At 40.6% G+C, this 26155-nt stretch carries 25 protein-coding genes and 1 pseudogene; 18 read left to right on the forward strand and 8 right to left on the reverse strand.

Going from position 1 to position 26155, the window contains the following annotated elements; translation table 11 throughout:
* Positions 1–84: 84 nt before the first annotated feature.
* The 3 genes and pseudogenes from H9629_RS08790 to H9629_RS08800 form a co-directional block, all read left to right on the forward strand.
* Positions 85–570, forward strand: a pseudogene (locus H9629_RS08790) (hypothetical protein); the annotation flags it as partial.
* On the forward strand, positions 567–2624 hold the full coding sequence (locus tag H9629_RS08795; RefSeq protein WP_191730941.1) for a hypothetical protein: 2058 nt from the start codon (positions 567–569) through the stop codon (positions 2622–2624). The pseudogene H9629_RS08790 and the gene H9629_RS08795, both read left to right, overlap by 4 nt.
* A 3-nt stretch (positions 2625–2627) precedes the next feature.
* Positions 2628–2981 carry a hypothetical protein gene (locus H9629_RS08800; protein ID WP_191730942.1) on the forward strand — a complete coding sequence of 118 codons (354 nt, stop codon included), beginning with the start codon at positions 2628–2630 and terminating at the stop codon, positions 2979–2981.
* 28 nt (positions 2982–3009) lie between these two features.
* Here the strand turns inward: H9629_RS08800 and H9629_RS08805 are convergent, their stop codons facing one another.
* A complete protein-coding gene (locus tag H9629_RS08805; protein ID WP_191730943.1) occupies positions 3010–3525 on the reverse strand; it encodes a pilin in 516 nt (171 codons plus the stop codon).
* 767 nt (positions 3526–4292) lie between these two features.
* Between H9629_RS08805 and H9629_RS08810 the strand changes: the two genes are divergently transcribed.
* The 3 genes from H9629_RS08810 to H9629_RS08820 all read left to right on the forward strand — a co-directional run bounded on the left by H9629_RS08810 (position 4293) and on the right by H9629_RS08820 (position 7897).
* Entirely contained in the window at positions 4293–5450 is a 1158-nt protein-coding gene (locus H9629_RS08810) for an FAD-binding protein (RefSeq protein ID WP_191730944.1), read from the forward strand.
* A 4-nt stretch (positions 5451–5454) separates the two neighbouring features.
* Entirely contained in the window at positions 5455–6201 is a 747-nt protein-coding gene (locus H9629_RS08815) for an SDR family NAD(P)-dependent oxidoreductase (protein WP_191730945.1), read from the forward strand.
* A 61-nt stretch (positions 6202–6262) separates the two neighbouring features.
* Positions 6263–7897 (forward strand): PglL family O-oligosaccharyltransferase, encoded by a 1635-nt coding sequence (locus H9629_RS08820; RefSeq protein WP_191730946.1) that lies wholly within the window; start codon positions 6263–6265, stop codon positions 7895–7897.
* 366 nt (positions 7898–8263) lie between these two features.
* Here the strand turns inward: H9629_RS08820 and bfr are convergent, their stop codons facing one another.
* The 6 genes from bfr to gmk form a co-directional block, all read right to left on the reverse strand.
* The gene (gene bfr, locus H9629_RS08825) at positions 8264–8728 is read right to left on the reverse strand and encodes a heteropolymeric bacterioferritin subunit Bfr (protein ID WP_005101322.1); all 465 of its coding nucleotides are present in this window, start codon (positions 8726–8728) and stop codon (positions 8264–8266) included.
* Positions 8729–8949: 221 nt separating this feature from the next.
* A complete protein-coding gene (locus H9629_RS08830) occupies positions 8950–9144 on the reverse strand; it encodes a bacterioferritin-associated ferredoxin (RefSeq protein ID WP_064094586.1) in 195 nt (64 codons plus the stop codon).
* A 220-nt stretch (positions 9145–9364) separates the two neighbouring features.
* The gene (locus H9629_RS08835; protein ID WP_004644973.1) at positions 9365–9748 is read right to left on the reverse strand and encodes a RidA family protein; all 384 of its coding nucleotides are present in this window, start codon (positions 9746–9748) and stop codon (positions 9365–9367) included.
* 74 nt (positions 9749–9822) lie between these two features.
* The gene (locus H9629_RS08840; protein ID WP_064094585.1) at positions 9823–11928 is read right to left on the reverse strand and encodes a RelA/SpoT family protein; all 2106 of its coding nucleotides are present in this window, start codon (positions 11926–11928) and stop codon (positions 9823–9825) included.
* 215 nt (positions 11929–12143) lie between these two features.
* On the reverse strand, positions 12144–12425 hold the full coding sequence (gene rpoZ, locus H9629_RS08845; protein WP_004650579.1) for a DNA-directed RNA polymerase subunit omega: 282 nt from the start codon (positions 12423–12425) through the stop codon (positions 12144–12146).
* A 76-nt stretch (positions 12426–12501) separates the two neighbouring features.
* Positions 12502–13125, reverse strand: coding sequence for a guanylate kinase (gmk, locus tag H9629_RS08850; RefSeq protein WP_064094584.1), 624 nt, complete (start codon positions 13123–13125; stop codon positions 12502–12504).
* Between the two features lie 133 nt (positions 13126–13258).
* Between gmk and ispH the strand changes: the two genes are divergently transcribed.
* The 12 genes from ispH to rplS all read left to right on the forward strand — a co-directional run bounded on the left by ispH (position 13259) and on the right by rplS (position 24617).
* Entirely contained in the window at positions 13259–14209 is a 951-nt protein-coding gene (ispH, locus tag H9629_RS08855) for a 4-hydroxy-3-methylbut-2-enyl diphosphate reductase (RefSeq protein ID WP_191730947.1), read from the forward strand.
* A gap of 160 nt (positions 14210–14369) precedes the next feature.
* Complete coding sequence (locus tag H9629_RS08860; protein WP_225215767.1) at positions 14370–14855, forward strand: GspH/FimT family pseudopilin; 486 nt, start codon at positions 14370–14372, stop codon at positions 14853–14855.
* Positions 14849–15352 carry a type IV pilus modification protein PilV gene (gene pilV / locus H9629_RS08865; protein ID WP_191730949.1) on the forward strand — a complete coding sequence of 168 codons (504 nt, stop codon included), beginning with the start codon at positions 14849–14851 and terminating at the stop codon, positions 15350–15352. The genes H9629_RS08860 and pilV overlap by 7 nt, the downstream gene beginning before the upstream one ends.
* Positions 15352–16269: a PilW family protein gene (locus tag H9629_RS08870; protein ID WP_191730950.1), complete on the forward strand. Its 918-nt coding sequence runs from the start codon at positions 15352–15354 to the stop codon at positions 16267–16269. Before pilV ends, H9629_RS08870 begins: the two co-directional genes overlap by 1 nt.
* Positions 16266–17090, forward strand: coding sequence for a PilX N-terminal domain-containing pilus assembly protein (locus H9629_RS08875; protein WP_191730951.1), 825 nt, complete (start codon positions 16266–16268; stop codon positions 17088–17090). Before H9629_RS08870 ends, H9629_RS08875 begins: the two co-directional genes overlap by 4 nt.
* Before the next feature lie 8 nt (positions 17091–17098).
* Complete coding sequence (locus H9629_RS08880) at positions 17099–21334, forward strand: pilus assembly protein (RefSeq protein WP_225215768.1); 4236 nt, start codon at positions 17099–17101, stop codon at positions 21332–21334.
* Positions 21335–21345: 11 nt separating this feature from the next.
* Positions 21346–21825, forward strand: a complete 480-nt coding sequence (locus H9629_RS08885; RefSeq protein WP_191730952.1) for a type IV pilin protein — start codon at positions 21346–21348, stop codon at positions 21823–21825.
* Positions 21826–21837: 12 nt separating this feature from the next.
* Positions 21838–22311 carry a type IV pilin protein gene (locus H9629_RS08890; protein ID WP_191730953.1) on the forward strand — a complete coding sequence of 158 codons (474 nt, stop codon included), beginning with the start codon at positions 21838–21840 and terminating at the stop codon, positions 22309–22311.
* A gap of 145 nt (positions 22312–22456) precedes the next feature.
* Positions 22457–22714: a 30S ribosomal protein S16 gene (gene rpsP / locus H9629_RS08895; RefSeq protein ID WP_004281198.1), complete on the forward strand. Its 258-nt coding sequence runs from the start codon at positions 22457–22459 to the stop codon at positions 22712–22714.
* 30 nt (positions 22715–22744) lie between these two features.
* The gene (gene rimM, locus H9629_RS08900; protein WP_191730954.1) at positions 22745–23293 is read left to right on the forward strand and encodes a ribosome maturation factor RimM; all 549 of its coding nucleotides are present in this window, start codon (positions 22745–22747) and stop codon (positions 23291–23293) included.
* Between the two features lie 28 nt (positions 23294–23321).
* The gene (gene trmD / locus H9629_RS08905; protein ID WP_191730955.1) at positions 23322–24056 is read left to right on the forward strand and encodes a tRNA (guanosine(37)-N1)-methyltransferase TrmD; all 735 of its coding nucleotides are present in this window, start codon (positions 23322–23324) and stop codon (positions 24054–24056) included.
* A 186-nt stretch (positions 24057–24242) separates the two neighbouring features.
* On the forward strand, positions 24243–24617 hold the full coding sequence (rplS, locus tag H9629_RS08910; RefSeq protein WP_005101283.1) for a 50S ribosomal protein L19: 375 nt from the start codon (positions 24243–24245) through the stop codon (positions 24615–24617).
* Positions 24618–25141: 524 nt separating this feature from the next.
* Here the strand turns inward: rplS and H9629_RS08915 are convergent.
* A complete protein-coding gene (locus H9629_RS08915; RefSeq protein WP_064094572.1) occupies positions 25142–26110 on the reverse strand; it encodes an esterase/lipase family protein in 969 nt (322 codons plus the stop codon).
* Positions 26111–26155 lie beyond the last annotated feature (45 nt).

A 26155-nucleotide genomic window follows, 5' to 3' on the forward strand; every position in this document is an offset into this window, starting at 1 on the left:
TACGGTAAGTTTTAGGTGCAGGCTTCTTCATCTGGAAATTATATTGCTAAAGAAGCCCTCAAGAATAGCTTTGTGCAACAAAGCCATGAGCTGCGAGAAGTTGCAGTAGCACAAACTCGAACTATTGAACGTATTGCTGTGCAAACTATTGATGTGACTGTAGATACTCAGATCTTACCTGTCGGTGCATGTGCCTCTATCCATCCACAGCCTGAAAAAGCTATTGGGTTTACTGAACAAGCCCCTACACCCAATTGTCAGCAATTTGAACATTGCCTGTTCTGCCAACACTATGCAGTCCACGCTGACGATGAAGATGTACGCAAGCTTTTATCACTGAAAAGCCTGCTCAGCTACGTTAAGCAAAAAGCCACGGATTTGATTAAATGGGAGTCACAGTTCGGTGTGGTTTTACACCGAATTGACGAAGTACTCAACGATTTATCAGATACTTATGAAAATTTACGTGATCGTATTTTTTCGATTCAGGAAGAAGTTGAAAGCGGTGATTTAGATGCCTATTGGCTAAATCATTTTGAACTTTTAGTTGATCTGGGGTGGATATCATGAGTTCATTTAATTCATATCTATATTCATTGGGTATTGCTGAGCAGTTTTTACCTGATGAGTACAATCTACAGAATAATCAACTGACTGTTCCAAATACTTTTGTATTATCGCGAATGAAGAGCGGTGAGATATTGTCAGTGTATTCAGATAATGTGTGGGATCTTTCTCCATATTTACCGAAGTGTGATTGTCGCCTGAATTTTGATAGTTGGCTTGAAAATGCCCGAGAAAATGACTTTCTTTACTGTCAAATTCGGGCAGAAATGAAAAAAATCAGTTTTGCTTTGCTTTATATAAAATCTGGTAAGTCGATTATTAAAAGTATCGAACAGCGGCATACGGTTTTACGCCAGTTTGCAGCAATTGCATATAAAAATGGCTGTACATTGCAGCAGTTATTTAGCGATGTTGCTTATATGTCAAAAGTAAATGATGCTTATGTTGGTGTGAGCTATCAAAAAGCCATTCACATTAAAGCATTTTTAACTGATTGTTTTGCTTTACAACAGCAATACCCATTGCTCATTCCTGCGTTTAGTACATATAAGCCAATAGAGCATTTAGCAAAGTTGGCTGCTCAACTCAGGTTGCAGTCAGGCAAAGTAGGCCCACAAACCAAAGTTGTTCCTTCACGGCTTTATATAGCCTTAATTAATGCTTTAGCAGATAAATTGAATGAATTTAATCAAAATGCATCAGCACTTCTGAAATGGTTTCAGCGCAAGCAGCAGGATGCAAATTTTGCTTTGATGCCGACAGAATTTAAGCGTGAAAAAAATGCGGTAAGTTTTGCTGATGCTCGAGATTTACTCGGTTTAACGGCACTGTTTGAAAATAATCAGATTCAAAAACATGCCAACCTCACCCGTTATATGACACTGATTCAAGGTATGGCCAAACTTTGGATTCATTTGTTTACAGGCATGCGAGATAATGAAGTGAATCAGCTGTCTTCTGATTGCTATCAAACGGTTCAAAGTAATGAACATATTATACATGTCATTATGGGTTATACCTCCAAGTTACACGGGGGTGGTAATAAATCCACCTATTGGATCACATTTGAGGATATCCAGTTTGGGGTACATGCAGCACAAAGTATTGGTGAAATCTACGCCTTACTCAATCCTCACTATGATATATCTAATCCTGCTGAATACCCATTATTTCCAACTTTATATTCACAAAAACATAGGCATAAAAATAATCGAAATATTGAGCATGAAACGGATTTTATCTCTAATTTTGAGGGTGCTCCGACCCGAACACAGACCAATTTTAATCAGTATTTAAGCCGTATTTCTGTCTTGCTTGGAGATGGGTTGAAAATCACAGAAAGTGATATCGCCGAGCTTGAAGCTTTTGATGGTTTTCGCAACTGGCGTGAAGAAAAGGACTGTCAAATTGGTCAATATTGGAATATCTGTACCCATCAATTTAGACGTTCGCTTGCAGTTTATGGCGCACGTTCAGGCATGATCGGACTAGGCGCTTTGTCGGTCCAATTTAAGCATTTAACCGAAGCAATGACTTTATATTACCGAAACAATGCGGTATTTGCACCGAATATTTTAGTGAGTGACAGTCAAAAAGAGTTTCTTCAAGAGCTTGAATATCAACGGCTTGTTCATTCTTATGCGCAATTTGAAGATGGTGTAATTAATAGTGCTAGTCGTTTGCTCGGTGGGGCAGGAACCTATTTGCAGCTGCAAAAAGACCGCGAGCAATTACTCACAGTATTTCCGAATCGTGATGAAACCATCAAGCGTATGAAAAAAGGGGAAATTGCTTGCAAGACTAGCCTGTTTGGTGCTTGTACTAATCCTGATTCTTGCGAAAAAATTTCATTTACTGCAATTACGAGCTGTTTGAGTTGTGCCCATGCAGTGTTTGATGCTGAGAGTGCGGAAAAGATGCAAAAAGCGGTGCAACGACTAAAACGAATGCGTGACGTAGAAGCGCAAGGTAGTTTGTTATATGGGCAGATAGACAATGACATTATGGCTTTAAACAAAATGATTCAAAGAATTAAAACGATTAATATTGAGGTTTAAAACATGAGTGTACTCAGTGAATATTATGCTGCTTTGGAGCGATTAAAAGCCAACAAACCGATTATTCTACCGAAAGGCTCTGCCATTAATAACGATACGGTTGCAATGGAAGCTGGACGTAAACGAGGCTCGATTAAGAAGAGCCGTCATGCTGCATTAATTGAGGCAATTGAGCAAGCTGCACAGGCTACGGGGCAAAATGTACCTTCGCCTGCACAACGGATTGAGCAAGCTAAAACTAAGACCAAAGCGGTGAAAAGTGATTATGAGCAGCTAAAAGAGGATTATGAAAAACTGTTGGAAAAGGTAAATTCGTTGTTATTAGAAAATTTTGAGCTAAAACAAAAACGCATCTAAGTTAGATGCGTTTTTTGTATAAAATTATTTATAGAGGTGAACCACATGAAGAAGGTCGTACTGATGGATCTAAATCAGATGTACAAGTCCAATCACCTGAGGCAACTGTATAAGTAAATGCAATTTTTCCACCTGCAATTTTGTCATTTAGACCATTACCTTTAGCCTTGAAGGTAGCAGTTAATTTACAAGAATCGGTTCCAGAAGCGGCAGCTTCAATTTTTTCAACATATTTACCACTAGTTGTATAGCCATTTGATTTATTTAAAGCGCCTGCTGCTATTACTGTTGTCTTTTCTACACCCTCAACAGTTTCTTTTTTTGTTTCTTGGTCTTTTGTACTACATGCCTGAGTTAATCCAGCAGAACCTGTAATGTCAATTAATGGTGTTTTTAAACCACCAAGCAAACTTAAAGCTTCTGATGCTTGAGAACGTGCGATATAGTTTTGATATGCAGGAATCGCAATCGCAGCAAGAATACCAATAATAGCGACTACAATCATAAGTTCGATGAGCGTGAAGCCCTTCTGCATTGTATTCATAACATTCTCCACAAATGTTGTTAATTTAGTTATAAGCTTTGTAAGCTAATTTATAAATTGCACAAAGTGTGCCAAAGTATATTACTCAATTATTTCTTGTTAAATCAATACATTGTTCAATATATTAAAAATCTTAGTATACATATAAGTAAATTTATGTAACTAAGTGACAAAAAATGTCAGTTTTGTTGATTTTGAGAAATGTAAATATAAAAATTGCTTGTACTGTGAAAAGTTAAATTATTAGCAGTTAAGCGAGCAGAAAACTATATTGGTTTGGTAGTGGTTGCTTGTGGGGGGGTGAAAATAATTTGAAATTGAAAGTGCTGTTGTATACGGAATATTTCATATATGGGTGAGTAATAGAATGAAACGGCTTAAAGACTTCAAAATACCCGAACGAATACCTCGTGCAGCTGTAAAAGTTGTGTCCATGTAGTTTGGTGATAACGAAGCGACTAGGTGTATTGTTCTGAATCATACACGACGTGAGAGTCTTCAGCCTAAAGGAGAAATACAGAAGTTAACCTATAAATGAGTCTGGATTTTTTATTCAGTTTGAGCTTAACAAAATTTTAAAATATCTCACGATTAGTTTGCTTCATAAAATTCATGCTATCGCACTCAACAAAAGCCATTTTCTGATATGGACAAAACTCAAAATTTTGTCTATCAAAAAGCATGTCCATATGGACAAGATGAATTAATAAATAAAATAATATAATTCAATGGTTTGATACGTGTCGATATAAAGTGACTTATGGAATGTGGCTTCAGATGGGCAAACCATTCTGACAGACCATTATCGATATTTTCATGCTTTTGATCCGGCCACAGGTATTTTAGAGTGTGAGTCTGGGGTTTTGTTAAAGGATATTCAAGATACCTTTATTCCTCAAGGTTGGATGTTGCCTGTTACACCGGGCACTCAACTGATTAGTGTAGGCGGTGCCATTGCCAATGATATCCACGGCAAAAATCATCATGTCCGTGGTAACTTCGGGCATCATGTTATCTCGTTGGAGCTGTTACGTTCCGATCTGAACGTCATTCACTGTTCACGATATGAGAACGCCGCATTATTTTTTGCAACCTTAGGCGGCATTGGTTTAACAGGGCTGATTTTACGGGTCAAAATACAATTATTGGCCTTACAATCCGTCCTGCTCGATGTGGAATATCTAAATTTTCGCGGTGTTGCTGAATTTATCGCGCTTGCCAAACAATCCGAGCCTTGGGAATACACGGTGTCTTGGATTGATTGCTTAAGTGGAAAAAACGTCAGAGGCATCTTTATGCGTGCCAATCATCAAACTCGATCGGAGTCGAACACGCATCCAACACCTTTAAACAACAAGACCAAAAAAATTCCATTTACGCCGGCAATCTCGTGTATTAATACATTGAGTTTAAAGGCATTTAATCATCTGTATTATCAAGTCAATAAAACACCTCGCGTAATCCAGCAGCACCTTTACCAATTTCAATATCCTTTAGATGCCATCGAGAATTGGAATGTGCTGTATGGGCAAAAAGGGTTTTATCAATATCAATATGTCATTCCCATGCAATCTGCCCAAGACGCCATTGAGGACATGTTAGAGCTGATTTATGCCGCACAGCAGGGGTCATTTTTGGTGGTATTGAAATCCTTTGGCGACCTTGCCAGTGAGGGGATGTTGAGTTTTCCAATGCAGGGACTGACGTTGGCTTTGGATTTTCCAAATTTAGGACAGAAGACCCTTACATTGTTTAAGCAACTTGACCAAATCGTAGCGCAAGCCAAGGGCCGCTTATATTTGGCCAAAGATGCACGGATGAGTCGTGATCTGTTTTTCGCGACGTATCCTCATGCAGAAGCATTTAAAAATTATCGAGATCCTGCCATTTCATCGGATATGTCAAAACGTTTATTTGGATATTAAAAACATGCAAACCATTTTAATTGTTGGTGCAACATCCTCCATCGCTCAAGCATGTATGCATGTGTGGGCACAAACAGGGGACGTACAGCGTTTTATATGTATCGCACGCAATCCTGAAAAATTAGCCTTGTTTACCCAAGATTTTTCAATTCGTTACCCTAAAGTCCACATCGACAATCATGCTGTTGCCTTTGATGATTTGGCCTTGTTACGTTTAACCATAGCGCAATGCTTTGCTCAAAAAGTAGATCAGGTGCTATTGGCACAGGGGACGATGTTTCAGGATGAAAGCGCAATTCATTTAGACGAGCTGACAACCATGGTCAATGTCAACATGACCAGTATGGCGGGGCTGTTATCTGAAATATATACGTATATGCACCAGCAAGGGGCTGGAAAAATTGGCGTAATTGGTTCGGTCGCAGGAGATCGTGGACGCAATGCCAATTATTTATATGGAGCAAGTAAAGCGTTCATTGCCACCTATACAGAAGGTTTGCAGCACCGCGCTGCATTAGAAAAGTCCGCTGTCACGGTTTCTTTGATTAAACCCGGTCCCACACAGTCAGAAATGACCAAGCATTTGATTGCACAAGGCAAGAAGCTTGCGAGAGTCGAAGATGTTGCTCAACAAATTGTGACGGGAATGCAGCGTGGAAAAAGCACGATTTACGCGCCAAAAATATGGCGAATCATTATGCTGATCATTCGTCATTTGCCATTTACTATTTTTAAAAGAATGAATATTTAGTATGCGGAAGGTAACTTAGAATTTTGTATAATTGGAATACATTTTAATTATGTAATACCAGATGAAATCTACGCTCGCCCTTATCGCAGCTATCTTAATCTCGCTCGCTTGGCTCATGCCTGTCCATTACCGCCCATGGGTAACCTATACAGGTGAGCTATACGCATTTTTTGCATTATTTGCCTTGATTGCAATGTTCCTAAAAGATCGGTTAAGTCTTCCTAAGGTAACTTTGCCTTTATTATTACTGGCATGTGTTCCTTTAATTCAGTTGCTAGCAGGACAGGTCTTTTTCTTTAGCACTGCCATGATGGGCTTTATTTTCGTCTTTAGCTTTTGGCTGGCCAGTGTTTTGGGTTATAACCTTTCAACAGGAAACTATAACCGAGAAGAAACTTTCGCTAATCTGAGTTATGTATTTTTAGCTTCAGGTACAGTCACAGGCATTATCGCACTTTGCCAATGGACTAACTTGGACGCGACTTTGCCGGGTATGGTGAATATCAGCGGTAATCAGCGGCCTTATGCCAACTTTGCTCAGCCGAACAATATGGCGACTTTTTTAGTCATGGCATTAATGAGCTGTCTCTATCTTTATGAAAAGAAAAAAATCCAGACCAAGTGGCTATTTGCCTGCGCTGCTGTGATTGTCATGGGAGTGGCGTTAAGTCAGTCACGTACTGCCTGGGTCGCTGCGATCGCCATCATGCTGTATTTAGCTTTCTATCAGTATAAAGGTATTATTCGCCTGAAATGGTATTACAGCACTGCTTGGTTCGCCTTCTTTATTGCATGTATTGTGGCTTTTCCATTACTCAGTCAGCTTGCTGCACAGGCAATGGATACGGACGTAGTTCAAAGCCGGGATATAGTAGCGCGTGCCACCGGCGATATGTCACGCCTCGCAATCTGGCAGCAAATGATTGCCGCGATTCAGGCGCAGCCATGGTTTGGCTATGGCTGGTATCAGACCAGTGTCGCTTTTGTCTCGATTAGTGATACGGTACAAGGTCCGGTCTGGATTCGTAGTGCACATAATTTTATTCTGGACTTTTTACTCTGGAATGGACTGATCATCGGTCTGCCATTTCTGGCCTATTTTGGTTATTTGGGCTATCAGTTACAACGATGGGTTAACACACCTGAATCTGTCATTGGAATTTTGATGATCGGGGCATTTGTCACGCATGCCATGTTTGAGTTTCCACAGCATTATGCCTATTTCCTGTTGCCAGTAGGTTTTATTCTGGGTACGGTTCTGGCACAAAATCCAAAAATTAAAACAGTGGTTATGCCATCAATCGGCATGAAATTCATTTTCGCTGTCGGGTTGCTTTTATTGGTTGTGATTTATCGGGACTATGATGTTGCAGTACCAAAACTTGGACAAAGTATTCGTTATGAAAAGCAGCCGGAAAAAATCATCAATGAAAAACCGATTTATCTGCTGACTGAGTTTAATCATCGCATTGCCTGGATTCGTCTGAATCCTTATAGAAAAGCGTCTGCTGAACAGATTCAGGAAGGTGAACAAATGGTCTTGAGTTATCCAACCAAATATAACCTGATCAAATATGCCAAACTCTTAGCATTTAATGGCTACGAGGCTGAGGCCAGGCATCAGCTGCAACGCCTAAAGACTATTCAGAAAACTGAAATGAGTTATGAAGAATTAACGCAGGATATGTCTCGCTAAATACAAAAAAGCCAGCAGATGCTGTAATGCTATTCAGTTAAGCAATTGACTGGAATTTTCTTTTTTAAATTCAGGATTATATTTGATAGGTGGAAAAGTCATCCGCAACTGTTTGAGGCAGGACTGCATTAAAAAATGATTGTTTCTGCGACAAATTTACTAGTGGATGGTGGCTGACGAGTTTTGCGGATGACAAATGCCTTTGGTTACTTTGGGCGAAACCAAAGTAACAAATGATTTGCAAATATTTGATTTAAACCGTTAAGACTCCGTCGTGAACTACTAAAAAGTTAAAGAGTCTATTTCTAAATTCTTTAACTAATCAGAATTACAGCAGATGCTGGCTTTTTTATTTTGAATCGAATATTAGAGCTGGCTTTGGATATAGTTTTCGATACCAATACTTTCGATCAAATCAATTTGTGTTGTGGTCCAGTCCAGATAGTTTTCTTCTTTCTCTAGGATTTCCTGAACCAGATCACGCGTTACATAATCCATTTGGGTTTCAGCCAGCGCGACTGCTTTCTGGATAGCTTCGATATTTTCCTTCACTTTGCGTACATCACAATGCAGTACTTCTTGAGTATGCTGGCCGATATACAGTTTGCCCAGATTCTGCAAATTCGGCAAACCTTCCAAAAATAAAATACGTTCAATAATTTTATCGGCATGCTTCATCTGAACGATGGATTCTTTATATTCTGCCGAGCCTAGTTTCTCAATGCCCCAGTCATTAAACATGCGCGAATGCAAGAAATACTGGTTAATCGCGGTTAGGTGGTGATACAACACCTGATTGAGCTGATTAATCACATCACGATTGCCTTTCATTACATCACTCCATTTAAATCTGTTTTATCTTTCTAAGAAAGCGTTTTAACTTTGATAGTAAAGCAAGTCAGTGGCCAATGGCGAGTAATTTATGGAACAGCAAATGAAAATCGCAATCGAATCCATCCAGACTCAGATAAATGGCAATAAAAACCCGCCAGAGTCAGAGGCGGGGGAGGAGGAATGATCGAAGACCATTGATTTATGATTGTGTTTATAGTTCAGGCAGCCACTCCCAGGCGGGCTGCAATTTGTGATACTTCATCACTGATGATCATACGGGCTTCTGGCGCACAGCGGCCACAGCATGTACCCAAGTCCAGCATATCGCGCACATCACGATAACTTTCAGCGCCATTTGCAATAGCATCTTTAATGTCTTGATCTGTAATGCCACGGCATAAACAAACGTACATAGGACACAACCACAGTGATTAAATAAGATAAGTAATATTATTGATAATTGTTATCGTTTGTCAATAAAAATCATTTGAAATCTTTTTTATAATAATTGGTGATTTAGATAAAAGAAGATGATCTGAACGGAAATCCGAGTGTTATCCGGATTTCCGCACAAAATAAGTGAATAATTTAAAACAGAGTCTTGAAATCTGGTTACTTAATTAATGATATAAATCATTGATTAATGATGACAATGCCATCCATTTCAACCAAAGCATCTTTAGGTAAACTGGCAACGCCTAAGGCTGCACGGGCTGGATAAGGCTGGGCAAAATATTCGCCCATAATTTGATTCACCAGCTGGAAGTGCGATAAATCCGTCAGGAAAATATTCAGTTTGGCGATGTCTGCCAATGAGCCACCCGCTGCTTCACAAACAGCCTTTAAATTGTCAAATACGCGACGAATCTGAGCCTCAATGCCTTCAACCAGTTCCATACTATAAGGATCCAAGCCAATTTGACCAGATAGATAGAGGGTATCACCGACTAAAATGGCTTGCGAATAGGTGCCAATCGCAGCAGGGGCATTTTCAGTATGGATTACTTGGCGGGACATTAATTTCTCCTTTATCATCAACATACATCATATTCGATCGTTTCGGCTGACAAAAGCATTATCGTTTTAAATGATTAACTCGCTTTAGACGCTTCACTCAGAATGACGGGTTGGGACAGACGGGTAATTCGGGGAAAACCGAAATACATGCGCAGGTCACGGATGATCTGTGCAATCTGTTTGCGGTTATGGACTACGATATTGACGTAGGTCTGGTTATCTTGAGAGCGGACCATTTCTACACCGGAATGTGCTTTACGGCATTGATAGATCAGGTCAGAGATCTGTTCATCATCCATCGCCAGGTCAATACAGAGATAGGCGGTAAAGCTGATATCGTCCAGATCATCGGCAGTCCATTGCAATGGCATGATGTTTTCAGGATGCTGATGCTGTTCATGCAGCAGGTTATGACAGCGTGAGCGGTGCACAATCAGGCCACGACGGGTCAAATGACCTTGAATCGGATCGCCAAGTACCGGATTGCAGCAATGTGCATATTTAACATCAACCCCTTCCGTACCCTGAATCAAGCGGCCCGAACTCGCAACATTCTGATGCTGGTCCTGGGCAAACAAATGATTGGCCACCAGTTGCGGTAATAAATCACCGACCGCAATCTGTTCAAAAAGTTGCTCTTTACTGGCAATGTGACGCCATTCCAGCAGGTTTTTCCAGTCAGCCTCGGTCAGATCCTGAATCGAGCGATGAAACAGTTTTAATGCACGATTCAGTGCCTGCTGTCCCACCAGACGCTGCTCGTCCAGATCCTGATCGCGCAAGATATTCTGGATTGCGCGGCGGGCTTTTTGAGTATTGATAAAACTGAGCCAGTCGGGATTGGGTGTCGCGAGTACATCAGTAATGATTTCAACCACCTGACCACTAGCCAATGGCGTTGACAGCGGTTTGGTTTCATTATTGATTTTAGCGCCCACCGCATGGTTGCCAAGGAACAAACTGGCGGCATAAGCAAAATCAACTGCTGTAGCACCTTGTGGTAATTCATGCAGGTGCCCATGCGGGGTATAGACCCAGATTTTTTCCTGATGCAAATAGTCCAGTAATTCACTGAAAGTGGTTTTGGCACATTCACCATCGACCAATACATTGAGATTCTGCATTGACGCCTGAATCGCAGAGCGACAGGCTTGTGGAGCATTTTCACCTAGTACTACACCGAAACGTGCGGCTTTACGCATCAGTTCGGTTTGAATGGTTAAAGACAAAGTGGTTTTTTCGCCTTTCAGGCGCATCATCAGGGACTGGTTGCCACCGGGTAAGGGGCGACGGATATGGTCTTCATAGCTTTGAATCTTAAAGCTTTGGGTCAGAATCTCTGCAAGACGATCACAATCGGCAATGCTCTGTAAGATAATTTCAAAAGCATGGCTATGCGTCAATTCTTGCAGATCAATGTCATTTTTAACAAAGTGACGAAGTAACTCGATATTGTTATTTTTCTTTTTAATGCGGCCTTGAATACCATTTTTCTGCAGCAGTTCGGTCAGGTTTTTTTCCCATTTGGCCTGATATTCACAGCGTTTCGGCTTGGTTTCCTGCAGGGCAGTCTGAACATTGTTGTACATATCCAGATCAAGATTCTGATAGCACAAATGCTCCAGGTTGTCGGCCATTTCATTCATGCCGACAATACGTGCCATCGGAACAAAAATTTCAAAGGTTTCCCGGGCAATACGGGCACGTTTGTCGGGGCGTAGTGCTTCTAGGGTGGTCATGTTGTGATAGCGGTCAGCCAGTTTCACAATAATGACACGCGGATCCTGTAAGGTCGCTTGCAGAATTTTCCGGAAAGAAGCTGCTTTATTATATTCTTTATCGCTGGAGTGACTCAGTTTGGTCACGCCATCGACCAGTTCTGCGACCGTGTTGCCGAATTTTTCAGCAATATCATCTTTACTGAACTCAGTATCTTCAATCACGTCATGCAGCAGGGCAGCCATTAAGGTTTCAGTATCCAGACGCATATGTGCCAAAATGCAACTGACCGCAATCGGATGCAGAATATAAGGTTCGCCACTTTTGCGAATAATACCGTCATGGGCGATATCTGCATAATCACAGGCCGCAAGCACACGTTCAACGTCGTTTTCACTTAAATACGCGTCGATAATGATCTTTAGCTGTTGCTTGGCTTGACTGACCTGTGGGCCTGGCATAAAACACCTTTAAAACTGAATTTTTTACAAATTAAACCGTGAAAGCTCTAATGAAATGCAAAGTACAGAGCTGATTAATTTTTACTATAAAAAGTAGAAAATCTCTAGCAGTTTGCATGAGCTAACCCTTATGTTATAACCGTTCTAGTATAAATATAAAAGTCACATAACAAAAAAAGCCTAGTTTTAAACTAGGCTTTTTGATTGACGATCTCTTATTGGAAAGAAAAACCGTCTAAGTTCAGATTGTTTGCAGAAAGTGCTAGATCCAGACTTGATGTCTGATAGTCTTGATCACGTTGTTTCAAAATATCTTTTGATACATGACCTGCAGCGATTTCACGTAAAGCAACAACAGTCGGTTTGTCATTGTCCCATTCTACAGTTGGTTCAATGCCTTGACGCGCCAATTGACGCGCACGCTTGCTTGCCACTAGTACAAGCTCAAAGCGGTTGTCTACATGGTCTAAACAATCTTCAACGGTGACGCGTGCCATAAGAATTCTCGTTTGAATAATAAATTTTAACAGACTGCACAGTATAAAAGGCTTTGTCTATAGACTCAAGTTTTAATCATTGCTCAGTCGGCGTGATCAGTTTCTGAATCAGCTTTTCATGACGGTTGGCTTGTTGGCTAAGCACCAGACGATTGGCAATAATCACTGCTTCAAGGTCATGCAGCGCCTTATTGAAGTCATCATTGATAATGATATAGTCAAAGTTGCTATATTGCTGCATATCTTCTACTGCACAGCTCAGGCGATGTTCAATCACATCAACGGTATCAGTCCCCCGGTTAGACAAGCGTTCCCGCAAATCAAACTGGCTTGGCGGCAAGATAAAAATTTGTTTGGATTCAGGAAAAAGTCGACGGACCTGCTGTGCACCCTGCCAGTCAATTTCCAGCAGTACATCATGGCCTTTAGCCAACTGTTCTTTCACCGTGGCCTGCGCGGTACCATAGTAATTACCAAATACTTCAGCGTATTCGATAAAACCACCTTCATTGACCAGATTTAAAAAATCTTCTTTGGTAGAGAAGTGATAATGCACGCCATCGAGTTCGCCAGGTCGTTGACCACGTGTAGTATGTGAAACAGAAACGTGAAGATTGTTGACACGCTCAAGTAGGGCTTTAACAAGGGATGTTTTGCCTGTTCCAGACGCTGCAGAAACGACAAACAAGAGACCCGACATGATATTTTTCCTGATATGATAAAATATCTTCTCTATTTTAGAGTAGAGCGGCTTTAAACTAAATAGTTGTCAGCCGATTGTTTACATTTATTTCAATTGAACCACTAAAAATGGTGTGAGTATTGAGGATTCTATGGAAATTGTTTTAGCCAACCCGCGTGGTTTCTGTGCTGGTGTGGATCGTGCCATTGCGATCGTGAACCGTGCCCTAGAATGCTTTAACCCACCAATTTATGTGCGTCATGAAGTGGTGCACAACAAATTTGTGGTCGATGACTTACGCCAGCGTGGTGCAATTTTTGTTGATGAACTGGATGAAGTGCCTGACGATAATATCGTGATTTTTAGTGCACATGGTGTTTCAAAAGCCGTACAGCTTGAGGCTGAACACCGTGGTTTAAAAGTTTTTGACGCGACTTGCCCGTTGGTCACTAAAGTACATATTGAAGTGACGAAATATGCACGCGAAGGAGTGGAAGCCATTCTGATTGGGCATGAGGGACACCCAGAAGTTGAAGGCACCATGGGCCAATATGACAAGAAAAATGGCGGTGATATCTATTTAGTAGAAGACGAAGAAGACGTTGCTGCTTTAACTGTGCGAAATCCTGAAAAAGTAGCATTTGTCACGCAAACCACTTTATCAATTGACGATACAGCGAAAGTGATTGATGCCCTTCGCCAGAAATTTCCGCTGATTCAAGGTCCACGTAAAGACGATATTTGCTACGCTACGCAGAACCGTCAGGATGCAGTGCGCGATCTGGCTGAACGTTGTGATGTGGTTCTGGTAGTAGGCTCACCAAACTCGTCTAATTCAAACCGTTTACGTGAGCTGGCGGAACGTATGGGGAAAGCAGCTTACCTAGTCGATAATGCTGATGAACTCAAACAAGAATGGTTTGAAAATAGCTCTCAAATTGGCGTAACTGCAGGCGCATCTGCACCTGAAATCCTGATTAAACAAGTCATTCAACGTTTACAGGATTGGGGGGCAAAAGCGCCTAAAGAGCTGGATGGAAGGGAAGAGAATATTACCTTTAGCCTACCCAAAGAGTTACGTATTCCTGTAACACAGGCTTAGAGTGTTAACTGTTTAACATTCTGTTTCTTATTTAAAAATAAGCAGATAACTGGGAAATGACAGTTATCTGTTTTTTTATGCCTTTTATCTGCTCTGTGTAGGTTTTGTAACTTTAATGCGTATTATTTTAACTGGGTCAAAGTTTTGCCTGGGGGAGAGTATGCAGAAAAATAAAGGATTCACTTTAATTGAGCTGATGATCACACTTGCTGTTTTAGCAATTATCTCGACAATGGCTGCCCCTTCTTTTGGAGATTTGATAGATAACCATAGATTAAAGAAAGCAGTTACTGACATGAAAGTAGGAATCATGGAAGCACGAAGTCGTGCGCAGTTACTACAAACAGAAGTTGTTATTTGTCCTGATATAGATGCTAGTGGGACTGCAATCACTGCTGATGATTGTGGGGGAAATATTTTAGGTTATTCAAGTCTTGTATCTGAGAAAAAAAATGAAAGTGTTATTTTGCTCCCAGTTGCAGACACGCTTGAGTTTGCATCCACTAGTACAGACAATTTTGTATTTAATAGACAAGGAAAATTGACAACAGCACAAAGTATAACGCTCTGTAATAGTAAACAAGCTATTAAGTTGAGTGTTTCTATACCAGGCACGGTAACTGTAGAGGGGGTGACTTCATGCTAAGCAAACCTATGAAGACACAGTATGGTGTTGGAATGATGGAAGTTTTAGTTGCAATAGTCATTCTTTCTATCGCTATATTGGGGTTTGTTGCGTTACAGGTTCGAGCAACGGTCGCTACAGAAGAGGCAATTAAACGATCTGATGCTTTAGTTATTTTACATGGCTTGGCTGAGAAAATTCGTTTAAATAGTGCAGGGGATTACAGTCAAGCCATTCCGACAACAAAAATAGAGTGTACTTTAGATTCATCTTGTATCAGCGATCATCAAGCCTTAGCAGATTTATATGAACAACAGCAATTTGCACAAACTAAAAATATTACGTTAGGTGTGGCGGATTGTCCAAACACATCAGCAAATCAAAATCGTGTCTGCTTAATTGCAGCATGGAATGAAACAGAGGCAGAGGTTGCAGGTGCTAGTGAGACCAATGAATGTTTAAATTCAAATGGTAAATATATAAGTAACTCTGATTGTTTAGTTTTGGAGGCTTATTAATGCAACCTAGAGAAAAAGGCTTTACTTTAATTGAGTTGCTCATTGCAATTACCTTAGGCTTAATCTTAGTCGCAGTAGCGGTGCAATTGGTAATTAGTGGTCAGATTAATTATAAAATTCAACAGGCTGCATCTTCAGTTCAGGATACTGGTGTATTTAGTCTAAATGCTGTTACTAAAAATATTCGTCTAGCTAACCATGGTAATGCCGGGGCAATGAATGATGAAACTTTGTATGGGGGGATTGTTCTGGATGAAAACAATTTACAGGGTTTAAACATTACTGCAGCTGATTATGTTTCAGAAGAAAATAGTCAAGATGCTGGTTTTAATACTGGTTTTGGAAGTGATCAATTAGTCATCATGTATCAAGCCCCAGTCGATATGGTGACATGCACAGGCGAAAATATTGATGGTCCTGTGACTTCAATTGATGAAGAGGGCTTTAACTCTGAACGTGGAGAGTATGTCATTGAGAAATATTATCTGAAGAGACGTGGAGCTGGGAAAATAGAAACTGATTTATATTGTAAAAGTGCCACATTTTTTCACAGAGAAATAGTTCCAACTCCAGAAGGAGGCACACCTGATCTTATTTCTGTCACGGTAAATAATGAACAGATGATTGCCCCGAATGTGGATTTTATGCGGGTCATGCTTAAAGTGCGTAACTCGGATCAGTCTACTGCAACAATGAGTTTAGATGCTTATAAGGATATAGTAGAAACAAAGCCTGCCATCATAGGCGTTGATTTAGCATGGTTAGCAAAATCAAGTGAAATTGTTCAGAATAATAAAATTTATAATTTTCAGGTGCTTGATAAAGATCTGGAAGCGCCGAAAGACAAATACATGCGTCATGTATATAGCACTACTGTGGCACTACGCAATGGTGGTTTGGGGGATATTATTGAATGAAAAAATATCTTTATGAGCGTGGTTCGACGCTGATTGTAGTTTTAATTCTCTTGGTGTTGATTAGTGTGATTGGTTTGTATGCAATGCGCCATAGTATTCTAAATTTGAAATTAGCAACTAATGCTCAAGTGCAAACGATGCTCATGCAGACAACGGATGTGGCACTGGATCATCTTGAAAAACATTTTAATGACAATGAACAGGTAGGTTTCTCAACTACTCCAATAGGTCAAGTTTTACTGGATGGCAATCAAGGTAAAGAACTCCAGTTTTGTTTTAAGCCTACAGAAATAGATAGTGATGATGAACTTACAGACAGTGTGTTTTTTAGCCTGCGAGATTTCCGAATTATTACACGCAAAGCGAAAGATGATATTGAGGCAGCTACAAGTGTTGAATCTGGTAGTTATGATGCGACATGTGATCCCACAACAATGTTCTCCATTAGTCGAAAAGCTCTGGTTACACAGGTCGCTGTAGTAAATCCAGATGATCCGACAGTTGAGTTAGGACGGTTTGCTTTGACGACAAAAAAAACTGATTTAAAAGATGTCAATATTGAAACAAAACGCGTACGTGTCACTGTGACCTCATTGGCACCTGCACTTGCACCCTCTGTAGATATTGATGATATGCAAGATTGCTTACAACAACGCATGATGGATGAAAAAACATTAAAAAATATGGAAATAACTACGGAAGGTCAAGTCAAAGTACAAACGGTGCATGAGTGTTTAAATAATTTAGGCGTACCGGTAAATACCCAAGTTTCAGAATATATCGTGAATTTGGCAGAAACAAGAAGTCCGGTGGCGGAATAAGGGGAAATATGATGAAACTAAAACCTTTAGTTTATATGATGGCAATGCTTCCAGCAATATTCCTGCCAGCAACTACAACTTTACATGCAAGTGATTTAAGTATTTATAAATCGAATGTTAAGGGGAATGCCAGCATTTTATTAATGCTAGATACTTCAGGCAGTATGGGGATTAGCTCACTTGTGCTTCCAAAGAATAACACCTATGGCAGCCCTGGGGATGTTGATACTCCATTATGTAAGCGTATTCAAGTCAATGAAGGCAGTAATATATGGGAATGGGCTTATAATTTAGAAGGTGCTGATGGCAAAACTGCAATTAAAAAAACAGTTACTATTGGTGGTACTGCCGTTGATTATTATATGCGTGGTTGTACTAAAGGTGGAGTTGCTGAATATGACCGATTATCTCGTCTAAAAGATGCAATTATTCAGTTACTGGCTAAACTCGAAGATGAAGGTGGTTTGCCAGATGAAACCAGTATTGGATTAGGGCATTTTTCATCTAAAACTCCATTGCTAGTGGGTAAGTCTGATAATAAATTAACAGACAGTCATTCTGGCCGTATATTGATTCCTGTAGGTAAATTAGATAATGCTAAACGTTTGGCCTTAGCACAAAAAATTGCTGAATTTCAATCTGTGGATAGTACAACGGATGGTAAAGGCGATTCTAATGCTAACTTAAAATTCTCCAGTACTAAATTCCCGGATATTTTAAGACCATCAAGTGGTACACCTACTGCTCAAGCATATGCTGAAGCAGCTGCTGCCATGATGGGAACTGGCACTGGATATAATGCCACGATTTTTGGTTTATCTAGTGTGCAGTATATCTATGATGGATATATGGTGAAACAGTATAAAGATGAAGATGGGCAAGCCTATTTTATCTGTGCAAGTTTAGGTGCTGGACGAGTTAGTAATAATTTAGGTGACGTTAAACAATGCCCAAGTGCTTGGCCTGACTATGATCGCACAAATAAAACTATTACAAGTGGAACACTTGTTTATAAACCTGATGCATCTGCTGCTACAGGGTGGGCAAGAGTTACGGCGTCTGAACTTAAAGCCAAAGTTGGAGATATGAATAGTACTTGGGAGATTTACTCCAAGTTACCTGAAGGTTGGAGACTGGATGGTTGGATGAAAGTCAATCATGAACCCATGGATCTCGAGACCATGGGGGGGATTGTTTACTCTTATGAGAACAAGGTGAAAGATTATTTTAAAGTTGATGGTAATGATAAAAATAAATGCGAGAAAAATGGTGGGTCATGGGATAATAATAGGAATCCTAAGTGTGGAAAGAATACTGAAGGGAACGTGATCCGAGGTCTAGTCGCATATCGTACTAACCCTTTCGCATTGCAGGAAACCCGTACTGCTCATACAAATAATACTCTAGGTGGATACCGCTATTCTGAGCCAGCAACAAAAGCTGCGGATAATAAATACATAAGAGGAGGAACGGTTAGCAGCTGTGAAGGGAATGGTATCTACTTCCTTACTGATGGTGCACCGAACTCTTCTTTGCCGGTGATGGCAAAAACAGTTATGAATGAAGCTTTAGATAATTCGACTTATCATATTACCGATGATGAATACAATAATGCTACAAAGTTAATCTCTCCTAAGTTTAAATCTAATTTATTTGATGGTGAGACAGGCAGTTGGGAGTATATTGGTCTGTTTGCACAAAAACTGGCAGATGCAACAAAGAATCCATTAGGGAAGTCAATTAAAACAGCAGTTGTTGGTTTTGGAAGTTCTTTTGCAGGTGTCCCACGAAGTGATGAGGGTGTATATAACTGTGAAGGTATTCCTAATAAAGATAATGATTTAGGTCGAGATACCTATAATGCCTGTAAATGGGGAAGTGATGAATATGGAAAAGGCGGTTTCTATTATGCAGTAAACTCATCTGATATCTCAGACAGTATTATTGACTTTGTTGACAAAGTCGGAGCTTCTTTTGAGCCATCCAGTATGGGAACGATTTCAGTGCCTCGTGATCCTTTAGATCAAACACAAATGATGGGTGAAGGCTTTTTCCCAATGATTGTACCGACAGATGCAGCTACTGTTCGTACCTGGATTGGAAATTTAAAGAAATACAAAATTGAAGATGGTACTTTGAAAGATGCATCAGGGAATGCGATATATACAGAATCAGCTACTTCACAGTCGATTAATAAGAGTGCAAAAGACTTATGGTCAAATGCACTTACTTCAGATGACCATTCATCAGCACTCAGTGGGGGGGCTTTAAATAATATTCCGGTAACCTCTTTGATGGATATTGATGGCGAATTTAGTAAGGATTCAAGTCAACGTAATTTATTTATTGTTGATTTTTCTGAAAATGAAACTGGTATTAAACAGATAGCTAAAGCAGTTACTAAAGAAAGTCTGGCAACAGATTATTCTGCAGGTGATGATGAACCTGAGGCTTTGTCAGAAAATATAACAGCTGAACAGCGTTATGCTTTATTAAATTACCTTGGATATAAAACAGCATATCTGCCAGCTAACTTGGCGATTACTTCAGATATCCTGCGCGAATACAATAAACCTAATGTACCTTACCGCTTCCTGGGCGGAGTTGTGCACTCTACGCCACTCATGGTAACGAAGTCCGCAATGATTAAAGCAGATGGAACAGGGACAGATAAGCGTGATGAATATGTTGTTTATGGTTCTTTTGAAGGCGGATTACATATTGTAGATGCAGGAACTGGTGAGGAAAAATCAGTATTTGTGCCGGAGGAAATTTTACGCAATCAGACTGAAACATTGGCTAATCCAGATGCTAAAAGTGAAAATGGTTTAGCCTACGGTGTTGATGCACCTTGGGCACTTGATAGTGCTTATAAAGTTACGACTGAAACAATAGACGATACAACCACGACTTCCTATAAGGCAACACGACTAAATATTTATGGTGGTTTGCGTATGGGGGGGGAAGCCCTGTACGGCTTAAATATTGAAAACCCAAGTTCACCTAAATTATTGTTCCATAGCACCCCAAGTGATGCTGGTTTTGAACGTATGGGGCAAATTTGGGCTAAACCTACAGTAACGGAAATTTTGGTTAAAGGTAAACGGAAACGAGTGCTGATATTTGGTGGTGGCTATGATGCAGATATCTATGAAAAGCCAGCTGATGCATTTGTAGAACCAACTGTAGCAACAAAAGGAAATGCACTTTATATCGTGGAAGCGGACTCAGGTACATTAATTGCGCGTGTCAGCTCGAATAATGCTTCAGCAGTGGTTGATAGTACAAATGACCAAAGTGTTGAAGTGAAATACAGCGTCGTAGGTCAGCCAGTAGTACGTGATTATAATGCAGATGGTCTGGCAGATATGATTTATTTTGCGGATTTGGGTGGTCAGATCTTCCGTGTCGATTTAAATAACAATGCTCAGTTCTTATCAAGTGCAAGTGCTGATGTTATTGTGCGAACCAAACGAATTGCACATCTGGCAACGAATACTTTTACACCACGGTTCTATGAGCGTCTGACAACGGCTGTATTTAATACCGACAGTGGCAAACTTGCGGTTCTGGTAACAGCTGGATCAGGGAATCGTAGTTACCCGTTAGAAGCTGAAAATGCACCAAATAGTGTGTACGGCATCTTGGATTATGACGCAGCCCTGACAGGTTTGGAAAAATCAACTTATAGTGGTTTTCAGGCAGAAGCGACAGCCGAGAATTTGGCTGAGCGCGGTAAATTAGGTGTCATACAAACCAGTATTGAATGGGGTGAAGGTGGCACGGGCGAGGATGATAAATTCCGAAAAGCAATGACGCCAAATGGAACATTACGTGGTTGGATGCTGCAACTCGCTAATACAGGTACCGGTAATGTTGCTAAATCAATGGAGGAATCCCAGTTAATTGCGGGTGATCTTTATGTCAATGTCTATGACCCTAATGCTAGTTTATCTGCTACAGGCTCAAATCAGTGTGGTGGTGGTGTAAAAGGACTTTCTACTATTCATCGTATTTGTACACCTTATGCAGATTGTGCAGCATATGTAAATAAATCCTACCAAGGTATTGTAGGTCCTACCTTAGGTAAGGTCACAGGTAAAGATCGTGCGTCTCGTCTGATTGGGCCTGTTAAACCTACTAGTGAAACATGTGTAGGGAATTGTACGCCTGAAGGTACTTCAGAGTTACCAGAATATTCTCAAAAACGAACTATTAAACCAACACGCTGGTTTGAGTGGTAAGGAGAGAATAGATGAATCAAGGTTTCTATAAGGGATTTACTTTGATAGAGTTAATGGTTGTCGTCGTAATTGTTGCAATCTTTGCAATGATTGCGATGCCTAGCTATCAGCAATATATTGCACGCTCTTACCAATCTCAGGCAGAGTCTGAAATGTTGAAAATTAGTCAGCGTTTAGAAAGCTATAAAGGAAAACAGCTAAGTTTTGCAGGATATATCCCAGAGAACCAAGTTACAGGGCAAGAAGGCGTTATTAATTTGCCTTATGGTAGTAGTTCTACAGATTACAACTATCAAATCATTATTGTAGATATTAATGATACTAGTAAAAGTTTACAGGATTCTACGGCAGGACAAGGCTGGAAAATGATAGGCATGCCAAGCCAAACGAAGAGTAGTGCATTAAGAGCTTCTAAATCCTTTTTGATGACATCCAGAGGGGTAAATTGCAGTACAACTACGCTTTTAACAGTTTCAAGCACAAGTTGTTAAAAGGATGTAAAAATGAAAAAATTCAAAGAAGATTTAAGAAGAGTGAAAGGTTTTACTTTGATTGAATTAATGATCGTAGTTGCTATTATCGCTATATTGGCAGCAATTGCATATCCGAGTTACCAGCAATATGTAAAACGGACAAAAAGAGTAGAAGCGCAGGCATATTTAGTTGAGCTTGCACATAAATTAGAAAGTTATAAATTGGTAAATAAATCATTTTCAGGTTTGGAGATTTCTGATATCGGTAGTGCTGCTTTCCCCTTAACAGGGACACCAACATATACCATTGAATTAACAGATCGAAATAATGTTTCTTTTATAACCGGGGCCAGTCCAAACGAACAAACATGGCTATTAAAAGCAATTCCTACAGGAAGCCAGGCGGACGATGGGGACTTGACTCTCAATAATACTGAAGAGAAGTGCTGGTATAAAAATGCAGCTTATGCAACTGGCCCTTGTTATAGCTGGACAGATAAGTAAGATCCAAACCCAAAATTGTAGCCAAACACTTTTTGATCTTTCATTCAGGGCAAAGTTCAAGTAAAATACTGCCCTCTATGAAAGGGGTTTGAGCTGTATCGATGGTCGGTACAAGGATAATCCGTAAAAACTATAAGGTTCTATCATGGTTGTTATTCGTCTTGCACGCGGTGGTGCTAAAAAACGTCCGTTCTATCAAATCATTGTGACTGATAGCCGTAATGCACGTGACGGTCGTTTCATCGAACGTATCGGTTTCTTCAACCCTACAGCTCAAGGTAAAGCAGAAAAACTTCGTTTAGATGCTGATCGTTTTGCTCACTGGGTTTCTCAAGGTGCTCAACCTTCTGATCGTGTTGCTTCTTTAGCTGCTCAAGCTAAGAAAGCTGCAGTTGCTGCATAATTTTTATATAAATTAGGTAGTAGCTTGCCCATGACACCAACACAGAATGTTCCCGAAGATCGTATTCAGATTGGACAGTTACGTTCAGCATATGGATTAAATGGGTGGCTCTGGGTCTACTCCAATACAGAACCCATGAGCAACATATTTGACTATCTGCCTTGGTACATTGAGACCAAAGCCGGTTGGCAAATTGTCGATGTAAAACGTTGGAAACCGCATGGTAAAGGCCTGGTTGTTTCGCTGAAAGGTGTGAGTGATCGCACTGGCGCAGATGAACTGGTTGGTTCCAATGTCTGGATATCTAAGTCGCAACTGCCTCAAGCTGGCGTAGATGAGTACTATTGGTCTGATTTAAAAGGTCTAACGGTGTTAGGTCTGGATGATGAAGAACAAGAAGTCAATCTCGGTCAAATTTTTGAGCTGTTTGAAACAGGTGCTAACGATGTGATGGTAGTTCGCGCAACTGCCGATAGCGTCGATGGCGAAGAGCGAATGATTCCATGGCATAAAGATGTGGTGCAACGCGTTGATCTTGAAGCTGGTCGTATCTACGTCAATTGGGGCGTAGACTACTAAGAATTTTTCGGAAATAAGGGAGTCTGCGATGTTTTTTGCAGTCATTACGCTTTTTCCTGAAATGTTTGAAGCGATTACAGCCTATGGTATTAGCGGGCGCGCAGCAAAACGTGAATTGATGCAAATTCATTGCATCAATCCTCGCGATTATGCGACGGGCAACTATAAACGGGTGGATGAACGTCCATTTGGTGGTGGTCCGGGTATGGTGATGATGGCTGAGCCTCTGGCAAAAGCAATCCAGCATGCCAAAGAGCTTGCAACGCAAGCAGGTGCAGTTCATGTTCCTGTGGTGTATATGTCACCCCAAGGAAAGACCTTAAATGAAACTGCGGTACAAAATTTTGTCAAATATGACGGAATCATTGTACTGTGCGGACGTTATGAGGGCGTCGATGAACGTTTGATCCAGAAATATGTTGATCAGGAATGGTCAATTGGAGATTACGTCTTATCGGGTGGTGAACTGCCTGCGATGGTTTTATTGGACAGTATTATCCGGAGGCTTCCGGGTGCGATGTCTGATGAACAATCTCACGTGCAAGACTCATTTGTGGATGGTCTATTGGACTGCCCACAATATACCAAGCCAGATCATTTTGAAGGATTGGATGTACCTGAGATATTAAAATCCGGGCATCATGCCAATATTGAAAAATGGCGGTTTTTGCAGCGATATCAGCGTACACTTGAACGCCGCCCAGAGTTGGTGGAAAAAGTCGAACTGACCAAGCAGCAGAAAAAATGGCTAAAAGATTTGTAAGATATTGATGAGTAATCATTTCTATCTTCGAGTAAGTACTTAAAATTCATTTAAGTATTCTTTAATAGGCTCTTTATGGTTGAGATGGTCAACTATAAAGGGAAAGATAATCGGGTGTATGCGCTTTAGCCTCTATACCCAGCGATGATCAGACCTCTTCTGACTCGCACATATTGGAGATACCCCATGAGCGGTAAGCATCCTTTAGTTCAAGTAATTGAAAACGCACAATTGAAACAAGACATCCCTGCTTTTGCACCAGGTGATACAGTTATTGTTCAAGTTAAAGTAAAAGAAGGCGAGCGTGAGCGTTTACAGGCGTTCGAAGGCGTTGTAATTGCTAAGAAAAACCGTGGTTTGAACTCTGCGTTCACAGTACGTAAAATTTCTAGCGGTGTTGGCGTTGAGCGTGTATTCCAAACTCACTCTCCAATCGTTGCTGGTATCGAAGTGAAACGTCGTGGTGACGTTCGTCGTGCTAAACTTTACTACCTACGTGAATTGTCTGGTAAAGCTGCACGTATTCGTGAAAAATTACCAGCTCGTAAAACTAAAGCTTAATTTTAAGCTTTATACGAGTGAAAAAAATGCGCCTTTGGGCGCATTTTTTTGTGCCTGATTTTTATTTAGATTTATTCGAAATGTTCCTGCAAAGGCAAGATCATGGCATCCAAAATATCCAAGAAAATTTTATGCAGAAACATCAGGAATAATACAAAATATCCCCAAGACTGGAATCCTGCATTAAAAAGTTGAATGCAAATAAAACATTGTGTGATAGCCAGTAAAATACTGATCCATACATTTGCGATAATATGTCGATGACAAGAGGGGCAATAATAAGGCTCATATTTTTTAAATTGAAAAGGATTAATCACTTTTCGTTTGCAACAGGGGCAGATTCTTTTAAATCTGTTTTTGATTTCTATAGAACGTATCTGCATTTATTTTATTTCACAGTTCTTTTTATATTTGATGAATATTTTATATGCAGTTTAATCATGATTAACAAGTAAATTTTAAGAAAAAATTTAGCGAAAAATAAGATGGAAAAAGCCTCTGGATGAATAGAGGCTTGTGTAGCTCTATAAACCTTGCAGTTTTAAGCGGTTGGCATGCTGGCGATAAACATCGACTGGGTCTGGAGCAAAGACATTTTTTAACCCGAGTAACTGGTTCACTTCGTCCAGGTGGTTCCAGTTGTAGTTATCCCGAATGGTTTTACCGAATTTGGCACTACAGCGGGAGACCAGACCATCATTTTCCTTGCCGCCATCAATGAGCAGGGCTGTAACTTTGAGTGCTGAATCAGGATCGAGCGGGTTGGTAACTTGGCCTACACCTGTGAATGAATAGTTGTAGATACCTTTTTGTTGATATGCACCTTCACCACAGGTGGTAGTCGGCATACCCAGTGGATATTTCTGATTGAATTGCGCAGATCCTGCCAGGGTCAGGCTGCGACCACCAGCCAGAGAATCATGCGGGAAACTGTTCGGGTCTAACCCTTGTGCCCAGGTGATGGCCTTAGACACCAGGTTGATGCCACCCACTAAAGGCCCTTGTATCGGTGTACCTTCTGCTTGCAGGATCAGGTCTGCAACCGGGGAGCCCTTATGTGGAGCACCGACGGAAGTCAGGGAAGCAACTATTCCATTCCCCGCACCTGCGACATAACGAATGGTCGGGCCACCATGCGAATGACCGATCAGATTGACTTTCTTTGCACCGGTAATGGCCAGAATTTCATTTACTTGCTCTAAAAGTTGCTCACCACGAATTTCCGATGAGTTAAAAGGCGAGACACGTGTTGCCCAGACATTACCGCCATTACGCGCCAGATCCGGTAAAATCTGATACCAGTAATCCAGTCCAAACTGGTCAGTACCGATCCGGATGAAACCCGCCATACCATGTGCAAAAACAATCGGATATTGGGTCTTGGCATATTGTGAACTGGCTTTTGCTGTGACCTGACTGGCCTGGGTGGATGCCTGGGTGCTGAGACATGTACCTGCCAGCAGCAGGCCGGTGATTAATATTCCGAATTTCATTATATTTTCCTCACGTTTGTTGTTTTAACGGGATGATCCTCATCC

The organism is Acinetobacter pecorum (assembly GCF_014837015.1).
GTDB classification, from domain to species: Bacteria; Pseudomonadota; Gammaproteobacteria; order Pseudomonadales; family Moraxellaceae; genus Acinetobacter; species Acinetobacter pecorum.